We start from the raw sequence: 9,846 nt of genomic DNA, 5'->3' as shown, positions 1-9,846 counted from the left end.
ATGATCCTGCGCCACCGCCACGCGATCCAAGGCGGCGAATCCATGGTCACCTCCACCTTCCACGACCAGGGTGCCGCCGCCGTGGTCAAGCAGGCCCTGGAGGCCGTCGGCATCCGCGGCCCGGCCTGCGTACGCGGCGTCATCCGCACCTCCCCACGTCCCCCCGTGGTCATCACCGCCATCAACGCCCACATCTGCGGGTTCGCCTGCGCCACAGCGGCCGGCGCGGACTACCTCGGGCAGTTCATCGGCGGCCTATTCGGCAGGCCCGTCGACCACAACCGACTGCGCTACGCGCCCCACGTCCGCCTGGCCCAGCACCACGCGCCCCTCAGCGTCCACGGCGCCCCAGCCCGCACCTGGAACTAGAAGAGGAGCAAAACGCCGTGACCGGAAAAGACCACGAGCGAGAACACCGCCTACAGCGGTTCGCTATCAGGCTCCTGGCCCTCACCACGGTGCTCAGCGCCGCAGCAAACCTGCTCGTGCTCTCGCTGCTGCTGTAGCCGCGGACTCGACACCCGGGGCCGCCATCCGTGGGGGACAGGCAACCCCGGGCCCGGCCGGTTTCCGAGCGGCGACGGCTCCGCCCGCGAAGGAAACCGGCCCCGCGGGGGTGGATCACCGTGAACAGGACACGGGCACGGTGATCCACCCCCGACTCCCAGCCCACCACCCATAAGAAAGGGAACCATAATCCTTCACAGGACCCCCCATGCAGGTTCACAGAACCGGATAAGAATCCGCAACCCGAAATTTCGCAAGCTCGTCACCGCAGCGAAGGAACAGAATTTCATATTCGGCATCACGAGCGGCGTAACCGTGTACCTCATATGCCCTCGATGCGCGGAGAAACTTACCTTCTCCAGGCATGTTGCGGAGCACGATCTCACCGCCTACCGAAACTATGTGAGCCGAATACGAACCCACGGCCTGGTCTATGAAGGACGCGGCGGCGAACACACCGCACACCCCTGCCGCACCGAGACGCAGTCCAGCAATGGCGAACCCTGCGAGAACACCGCGCCCCACCGCCGAAAACGCAGACAGAAGAAACGCACCAAACAGAACACACGCTGATCGAGGCGAGCCAGAAACCCTCACAAGGTCTCGAACCGCCCACGCCAAGTGCGGACGCGGGGGCCAGCCATTTCACCCATCCGCAACGCAGCCTTCGACCGGAGCATCCTTTCCTCATGCCACACCCCAGCGACATCCACGTAGAGAACGAAGCCAGCCGCCGCCACAACGGACTCTCACGCCGCATCGAGCACATAGCCGGCGAGTGCGCCCCGATCGTCGAAGACGTCACCGGCCTGGTGCTGCCCCCACGGGTCCTCATACGCCTGGTCTCCGTCGGCGGATTCATCGACGCCTGCAAGGCACACCGGGAGCGCCTTTTCACCGCCGAACTGCAAGAACTGGCGCCCCCCGCGGAGCGCGTCCGTGCAGCACGCCAGCACTTGCAGAACCTGCACAAGAGGGACGGCGGGTTCTGGCTGTGGTCCGGGGCACAGACGATCCTCTCCGAACAGGGCAGCGCCGAGATCCTGATGGTACCGAAAGGACTGCGCCACGCCGGGCGCTACAACGACGACTGGTGGCTCTGTCTGGCAATGGCACACGAACTGTGCCACCCGGCCCAACAGCGCGCCTCCGGCGGCACGTTCATCACCCTGCGCAGTACCCCATTCCCACAGGAGCGGGGCACCGACAACCTCGCCCTCGCCGAACTGACCGAAGGGCACGCCATGTGGGCGGGCCACCGGGCACGCGCCAAGCTCCTCGGCGACCCACCGAGCGACCAGCCCGCAGGGAAACCCTCCTGGCTGTACCGCAGGTACATGGCGAAGCTCGCACCACCCGCATCGTCCACGGACGCCACCTACGTCGGCGGAGAAGATTTCACCACGTACGTGCTCCGCCGAATGGGAACCGACACCTTCAATCACCTCTGGCCGCGCCTCGACCTCACCCCCACCCACAAAGAGACCGCCACCCCGGATGAATGGATAAACCGCATCCTCCCCATCCTCCTCCCCGACGAAGCGAACGATTCACCACCCAGCAGCAGTGAACTCACTCCGCCGCGCATCTCCACTGTGAAACCGCGAACGTAACCTTCCACAACAGTACATCAGGAGCAATGCGGGCCCAGCTCGACAGAACCAATGACGCCGAATAAACGCCCGCACTTCACGCGCCCCCCGGGCTGAATCATGCGCAACAGCCCGAGGGAGCGCTGCCATCAACGCCGCAATGCAGATGAAAACTGGAATTACGGTGCTCACTTCCGAACATCTCAGAATCCCCACCGGCCTTCCCCGGCACGAAGACGAAGAACGTATCAAGGAAGACCACTTCCGCTGGCTCGTCGGCACCGGGCTGTTGGATGAGACCCAGGCGCGGCGATTCATCAAGTCCTCGGGGGTCATCGAGACGATTTCCCTGATGGCCCCGCACAGTAACTACCAGCACATCGGGTCGGTCACGAACGCGGCGTCCTGGCACCTCCTCATCCGAGAGGTCGTCGAAGCCCCGGACGGTCTCCGCCTGGCCGAGCACGCGGACTTCGTCCGCACCCTCGTCGCCGCCATCGACGGCCGCATACCCCCCAGCACCCAATGGCACACTGCCGCAATCCTGTGCACCAACGCCCTCACCGCCACCACAAGCGAACAGTGCGCCCGCCGGCACAAGCTCCACTGGCGGAAATGGCTCCTGACCTGCATCGAAAACGCTCGCCCCGACCCCGGACCCCCACAATTCAACGACGTCCTCAACCGCCGCCACCTCCCCGTCGCCGCCGTCGTCATCGCCTGCGCCGAACTCCTCGGCGGCTACGAGCTGCCGCAGCACATCACGGACCTGCCCGAGCTGAAGCGCTACCGCAAGCTCGCCACCGATTTATGCGTGCTCGCCCGCGACCTGCTCCACCTCGACCAGGAAGTCAAGACAGCACCCGCCCACAACACTGTCGTCGCCTACCGCACCCAGCACCAGTGCGACTGGTCCGACGCCGCCGCCCACGTCCTCGGCGTCTTCCACCGTCACCGTCACGAACTACGCGAACTGACCAACCACATCCTCAGCCTCCCCGCCGCCACCAGCCTTTCCCTCACGGACCGCATCAACCTCCGCACCTACCTGCGCGACCTCCAACGCATCACCTACGCCGTCGCCGCCGCCCACCGCCCCTACCGCCGCCACCTCGGCCCCTTCTACACCCGGTGATCTCCCCGACCACGCCACGAGGGGCGATCACTGAGCCTCTTCGGCGTTGCAGCTCCAGGGTGAGAACGGCTTTGGCGATTGACGTCATGCGGTTGGGGCTGCATCGGGATCTACGGAAGATCCGCCATGACTTCAGGCGGGCAACGCCGCGTTCGACGGGTGCCCGTGCCGCGGCCAGGGCCCGGTTGCGGGTTCTCTCGGTGGGGGTGAGTTCCTGCAGGGGCCTGCGTTTGATGCCTGTGGTGAGCCAGGGGCCGCCTCCCTGGTATGCGAGGTCGGCCACGAGGGGAACGCCCTGGCGCTCGCAGATCCGGATGATTCGGTGGGTGCGGGCGGCGGTCAGGTCGTGGGTACGGCCCGGCAGTGTGGGTGAAAGCCACAGCAGCCGGCCGTCCGGATCGGTGACCACCTGGACGTTCACGCCGTGGCGCCGGTGCTTGTGGGAGTAGTCGGCCCGGCCGTCGCCGACCCGGTCGCACTCGGCAAGGGTCCCGTCCAGGAGGACGAAGTCAGGATCGTGGTCGCGTAGCGTCTTCAGCAGGCCCGGTGCACGTGCGGCGAGAAGGTTGACGACCGTGCTGGTGTAGGCGTGTGCGGTGGACTCGCTGATGCGGAAACCCGCAGCGATCTTCGCCAGAGTGGTGTGCTCGCGCAGGTAGACCAGTGCCACCATCGCGCGATGAGACGGGCGGAGCTTGCAGCGCCGGTCGCCCTCACGAGTGACAAGCAGCATGGTGACCCACTCGACGAGCGCATGCGGCAGGTCGAGTGCGGCAGGATGGATAACCAACGAGGCCCCCCGGGCAAGGTGATTGAGACGTCAGACATCTTCATCAACAGCCCGGGGGCCTCGCTCGTTGCGGCTCGCGAACCATCACCTGATCGGTGGCCACCTCGAAGAAACTCAATGACTGCCAACAGGTGTAACAGGATGGGGAAGTTGTCGTTCGGGAAGTGAAGACCGGTACTGCACTCCCGGAGGAACGGTGACGACCGCGACAACTCCTGACTCGCCCCGCACCAGCTCCGGCTGGCAAACCCTAGGCGGCCGACCCTCCACGGAACTCATACCTGTTCCCGGGCAGGAACCTGCTCCCCTCGTGGAACAGCCGGTCACCGAGAAGCAACCCCGAGACCTCTCGCACACGTGGGTCGTGGCCGCCGAGGTCGAGGTCAGCACACGGACCGCCGGCACCGCGGACCTGCGAGGGAGCTTCAAGGCAGTCGACGGTCAACGCATCGACGCCCTTGAGGTGTACTGCAAGGGCTGCCGCCGCCCGTACGACGAGATCAAGGGTGAGGACTGCGCCGAGAAGATCGACAACCGGCATCTGATCGGCGGTGACCAGACCACGCGCGCGAAGCGAAAGATCCCCACCCCGCCACCGAGCGCGCGCATCATCCCCGGCGGCACTATCCAGCGCCGCGGTATCGCCCGCATATATCGCCGGCGTCTCCCGCCCCCCGCTGAGTCGGCGTCGGTGAAACTCAACTGGGCGCCGGGGTGGGGGCGTTCCTTGCGGACGATCAGCCGCATACCGGTCGGCCAGCCGGCCAGGACATCGCCGCCGATCTCGGCGACCCAGGCGCCGTGGCGGACCTCGCCGTCGGGCTCGACGGCCGACGTCCAGGCCGACGCCGGGACAGCCAGGACCGCTTGGTGGCGAGCGTCGGTGAGGGTCATGCCGACCGAGTACGACAACCAGCGGCTGCGCTTGGCCAGCCAGTCCACGAACTCGTGGGTGCCGCCGCCGGAGTCGGTGCGGATCAGCGTCTGCCGCCCGCGCCGGTAGGTTCTCGGCAGCTGGGCCAGGGCCAACTGCGCGGCTTCGATGTGATCGGCGGCGGTGTTGGGCCCTTGGGGAGCATCGGAACCGGTTTTGGCGGTAGTGGGGGTTCCGGTTCCTGGCTCGGTTGAGGTTCAGTCGCCGGCGGGTTGCTCGGGTACGGCCGCGTTAAGGGTCTTGTGTACGACGCCGACCGAGACGCCGACGCCGGCCGCGATTGTGCGCATGGATTGGCCGTTGGCCCGCCGGGAGAGGATCGCGGCGCGTTTGTCGTCGTCCACGACGGGGCGCCGGCCGCCGACGCGACCGCGGGCGCGGGCGGAGTCCAGGCCGTTCTTCGTCTTGCGGACGATGTCGCGGCGGCGGTCCTCGGAGAGTGCGAGCGCGAGGTCGAGGATGAGCGATCGTTCGGTGTGCTCGCCGGTGGCGATGCCCTCCAGGACCTTCACGGCGATGCCGTGCTGGAACAGGTCGTTGAGGACGATGAGCCCTTCCAGGAGGTTCCGTCCGAGGCGGTCGACTTCCTGGACGCACAGCATGTCGTCGGGCCGCATGTAGTCGAGTGCGGCGGCCAGGCCGGGCCTGTCGTCCACGGCAAGCTTGCCGCTGGTCTTCTCCTCGAAGATGCGGATGCAGCCGACAGCGTTGAGTGCGTCGTGCTGTCGTTCGGTCCTCTGCTTGTCGGTGCTGACGCGGACCAGGCCGATCAGGGCCACGTCCACCCCCTGTGTTCATCAAACGGCTTTCCGGGAAGAGATGAACGCTAGCAGATGACGAACGGGAAAATGAACACCCGAGAGGGTGATTCGGTGTCAGGATTCCGGGCCTGCCAGCGTGTTCGCGAAACGATCGATAGATGAACGCTCCGGCGAGGCGTCCGGCGCCGATCAATCAGCGCCTCACGTCCCCGTTGGGCCTGGTGACATGCAGGCCGACTTCCTTCAGCCATGCGGGACGTGCGGGCACAACTCGCGCTGTACCTAGCCGCCCGGGTCGACATCCGGATGGTGTGAAGAGATCCTTGTGCCATGGTTTTCCGCTGGCTCCGCCGCCGCCCCAGCAGCGCGGCAACCGACGAATTCGTAGAACTCGTGCTCGCTGCCCAGGAGGGGCAACGTGGTGAGGGGCCCGCGTGCACTGGGTGTGGCAGGACCGCTCGACAGGCGAGGCCAACGCCGGTGTGCCCGGCATGCGGGGGTGAGGATAGCGACTTCGTCGGGGGTGCGGTGGCCAGGAATGTGATGCGGGATGGGTCCGTGACAACGCACTGCCGGGCGTGCCGCGAGGTGTCGTTCATCTTCGAACCGGACATGGTCTGCACGGACTGCCTGTATCTGCTGCCTGACCTCAACGAGCGGCTGCGGGAGAGATTCGCCGTACAGGGTCCGGGAAGTTCTGAGGGCCTAGCGTGCATCGGCTGCGGCTTCATGGAGCGGACCCCACGCATGGCGCAGACCGTGGGGTGCCCGCACTGCTCCGGAGAACTAAGCGTCGAGCAGGACGACTGTCCACAACAGGGGATGATCTTTCCGTGCGAATTCTGCGGTAAAGCTGTTCGCATCCCGCCCACCGTCTGGTGTCCCGATTGTGGCCTCAACTTCCGGCGAGATGGTTTTGCCGACTTGGTCAGCGAGGCCAACGCCTGATCTTTCGCTCGTGCAGGCGTGTGGTGAAGATCGGCGGATGAACGATGTCGCCCCGGCCGCGGTCCCGAACTCGTCGACGTCCGCCTCGCCGAGGCCCTCGTTCAGCGGGCGGTATCCGGCTCGCTGTGGTCTTCCGCGTACGGGTCGCGCAGCGGGCGCCGGCCCGGGGCGGGCGGGGCGGTGAAGGCGTAGCGGCCGAAGAAGTTGATGTGGTCGTACTGGAGCGGGGAGAGGCGGGCGATCAGGTCGTCGGTGACGGGGAAGCCGTCGGCGGCGGCCTGCTTGACGGCGGCGTCGAGGTAGAGGCTGTTGAAGAGCACCACGGCGTTGAGCGCCAGGCCGAGCGCGCCGAGCTGGTCCTCCATGCCCTCGCGGTAGTGCTGGCGGAGCTGTCCGCGCTGGCCGAAGAAGATCCGGCGGGCGAGGCGGTGGCGGGCTTCGGTGACGTTGAGCTGGGCGCCGATCATGCGGCGGTACCCCTGGTCGGAGACGAACTGGAGCAGGTGGAGGGTCTTGAAGATGCGGCCGTAGTGGGCGAAGGCGTCGCCCAGGCCGGTGGGGCGGCCGTCGCGGGAGAGCATGCGGATCAGGTCGTAGCCGCGGACCTCGCCGAGGGTCAGCGAGCCGGCCACGCGGAGCATGTCGCCCCAGTGGGCCCGTACGCGATCCAGGCGGATGGTGTGCTTCGAGACGGGTTGGAGTGGCCCGTAGTCGGCGGCGGTGTTCGTCCGCCACAGCCGGGCGTCGGAGATGTCGGCGATCCGCGGGGAGAACTGGTAGCCGCAGATCGCGAAGAGGCCGAAGACGATGTCGGAGTACGACGCGGTGTCGGTGATGACGGTCTGCGGCTTCGGCCCGCCGTCGCGGGCGTGGATGGCGTCCAGGATGAACAGCGAGTCGCGCAGCGTGCCCGGCACGACCACCCCGCCGAGCCCCATCACCTGGTCGTTGATGACGTTCAGCCAGGTGGCGCCCTTGTGCCGCAGGCCGAAGTAGCGGGGGTTCGAGCCCGCGTACAGGGTCTGCACCGGCACGGTGAAGCGGACCCCGTCGGCGGAGGCGACCAGGCCGCCGCCCCAGGCCCGCACCACATCCAGCTTGGCCTGGGCCTCGATCAGCTTCGCGTTGGCCGCCGACAGCGTCTCGGCCCGTACGTACCCCTGGTCGACCTGGACGAGCCGGGCCCGGGTGAGCGCGGGATGGTCCGCCTTGGCCACGGGGGTGAGCCCGACGTTGCACGCCTCGGACAGCAGTACCCCGCACACGCTGGTGGTGAAGTCGTCCATGGACGTCATGGCGCCGGAGATGTGGGTGAAGGCGTCCGCCATGCCGGTGAACTCGGCGACCTCCAGCAGCAGCTCGGGGAAGTCGACCTGCGGCAGCATCCCGTTCACAAGCTGGCGGAAGGGCGGCATGAGCCTGGGCTCCTCGGCCTTGCCGAGGGCCTGAAGCCGCAGCTTCCCGTCCCGTACGGACGCCGCGGTGTTGCCCGGCAGCCCCTCGGCGACCTGGACGTAGGCGGCGTGCAGCGCGGAGGCGAGTTCGGCCAGGTGCCCGGCCGGCTCGCTCTCCAGACTCAGCGCCCGCAGCACCCTCGGCGCCGCCTGCTCCCAGCGCTCGCCGGACAGCAGCTTGGCCCGCGGGTCGCCCCACCGGTCGCCGCCGCGGGCGTAGATGTCCCGCCGGCGCAGGCCGCGGTGGAGGTGTTCGAGGATGCAGAAGGAGTAGGCGGCCTTGTCCACCGCCCCATCCGGCAGGCCGGGGCTGGCGAACACCAGCCGCCGCCAGGAGCCACACACCAGCTCCCCGGCCACCTCGGCGGCCCCGATCTTCTTCCGGCCGATCAGCTCCGGGAGCTGCCTGAGCGCGGTGACCACCGGGACGGCGGCCTCGACGGCGCCGAAGTCGATGACCTCGACCAGCAGACGGATGAAGCCGCGCACGGTGCCGTAGCGGGCGACGAGCTGCTGGCGCCATTCGGCGTCGGAGTCCACGTCCTCGTCGGGGACGAAGGTCGCGATCGTGGCGATGGCCTCGGCGAGCTGCTCGCGCGGGACGGCCTGCTCGATCAGCGACCAGGCGTCGAGAACCGAGACCAGCTCGCCGGCCTCGTCGGCCGGCGGCGTGGACATCAGCACATCGACCGCCACCGCGACCTTCTTCGCCGCCTTCCGCAGCGCGGGCAGCGTCTTCAGCTTCGCGTCATTGCCCAGCCGCTCCGCCCTCGACAGCAGCTTCGTCGCCATCAGCGCGTGCAGCAGATCCAGCGCGTCATCCACGCTCGCGGACTCCAGATGCCGCACGGTGGCCAGCAGCGTCGCCGTCTGCCGGGAGGTCTCCAGCCGCTTGAGCGTCGGCGCCTTCGACGCCATCCCGTACCGGGCCAGCCCCGACCACCGCGCGGCCGGCACCCGCGCCACATCCACCCGCCCCGCCCCCAGCGCACGGACCTCCCGCGAGCGCTCCAGCGCCACCTCCATCGCCTTGCCCGACACCCGCACCGGCCCCGTACGCAGCCGCTCCAGCTCCGAGACCCGGCGCCGCTCGGGCACCTCCAGCAGCCGCACCAGATCCGTACGCAGCCCGCCGGGCGTCGCCTCGTACACCGCGGCGTACAGCCGCTCGTTCTCCTCCGCCCGCACCCCCGCGACCATCCGCGCCAGCCGCGAGACCCCCGGCAGCAGCACCCGATTGGCCACCAACCACACCACCGCCCGATCGAACAACGCCCGAGGCCCCTCCAACGACGACCACACCCGCGCCGCCAGAAACTCCCGCAACTCACCCTCGCCGGCAGCGAAGTCCCGGTACCCGTACGCATCGCGGATCTCCCACGCATGCTCATACGCCGTCTTCGGCCGCGCCACGTACTCGCCGAACAGCTCCGGCTCCACGTCGAGCTGCCCGGCGACGAACGCCACCATCGAAGCCGGCACCGCCGTCGGATCATCCGTCAGGAACGTGCCGAGCATCCGTACGGTGCCCCACTGCACCGCCCACCCCAACCGCGTCGCCGCACGGCGCTTCGCCCGCACCAGCTCCAGCGCCCTCGTGTCCAGGCGGAAGAACTGCTCCAACTCCCCCGGCGACGGCTCGGTGGCGAACCGGCCGTAGCGGGCCTCTTGCTCAACAGACAGATACTCAACAGGCATGCAGAGGACCGTAAGGGCACTCTGACC

At 68.0% G+C, this 9,846-nt stretch carries 4 protein-coding genes and 3 pseudogenes; 3 read left to right on the top strand and 4 right to left on the bottom strand.

The features are described from left to right. From H5J30_RS02250 to H5J30_RS02240, 3 genes and pseudogenes are all read left to right on the top strand, one after another. Positions 1–369 (top strand): annotated as a pseudogene (locus H5J30_RS02250) (hypothetical protein); the annotation flags it as partial. Positions 370–1,196: 827 nt separating this feature from the next. After that, positions 1,197–2,120 (top strand): hypothetical protein, encoded by a 924-nt coding sequence (locus H5J30_RS02245; RefSeq protein ID WP_181785441.1) that lies wholly within the window; start codon positions 1,197–1,199, stop codon positions 2,118–2,120. A gap of 163 nt (positions 2,121–2,283) precedes the next feature. Next, complete coding sequence (locus H5J30_RS02240; RefSeq protein ID WP_181785440.1) at positions 2,284–3,234, top strand: terpene synthase family protein; 951 nt, start codon at positions 2,284–2,286, stop codon at positions 3,232–3,234. A gap of 43 nt (positions 3,235–3,277) precedes the next feature. Here the strand turns inward: H5J30_RS02240 and H5J30_RS02235 are convergent. From H5J30_RS02235 to H5J30_RS02220, 4 genes and pseudogenes are all read right to left on the bottom strand, one after another. After that, positions 3,278–4,024, bottom strand: a pseudogene (locus H5J30_RS02235) (transposase); the annotation flags it as partial. Positions 4,025–4,705: 681 nt separating this feature from the next. Further along, positions 4,706–5,140, bottom strand: a pseudogene (locus tag H5J30_RS02230) (transposase); the annotation flags it as partial. A gap of 15 nt (positions 5,141–5,155) precedes the next feature. Then, the gene (locus H5J30_RS02225) at positions 5,156–5,737 is read right to left on the bottom strand and encodes a recombinase family protein (protein WP_181785439.1); all 582 of its coding nucleotides are present in this window, start codon (positions 5,735–5,737) and stop codon (positions 5,156–5,158) included. Between the two features lie 1,031 nt (positions 5,738–6,768). Next, positions 6,769–9,819: a Tn3 family transposase gene (locus H5J30_RS02220; protein WP_181785438.1), complete on the bottom strand. Its 3,051-nt coding sequence runs from the start codon at positions 9,817–9,819 to the stop codon at positions 6,769–6,771. Between the last annotated feature and the right edge of the window lie 27 nt (positions 9,820–9,846).

The sequence above is a fragment of the Streptomyces phytophilus genome (genome assembly GCF_013870535.1).
Taxonomy (GTDB): Bacteria; Actinomycetota; Actinomycetes; order Streptomycetales; family Streptomycetaceae; genus Streptomyces; species Streptomyces phytophilus.
The sequence above is the reverse complement of the archived record's forward strand: the minus strand, read 5'-3'. Positions and strand labels throughout refer to the sequence as shown.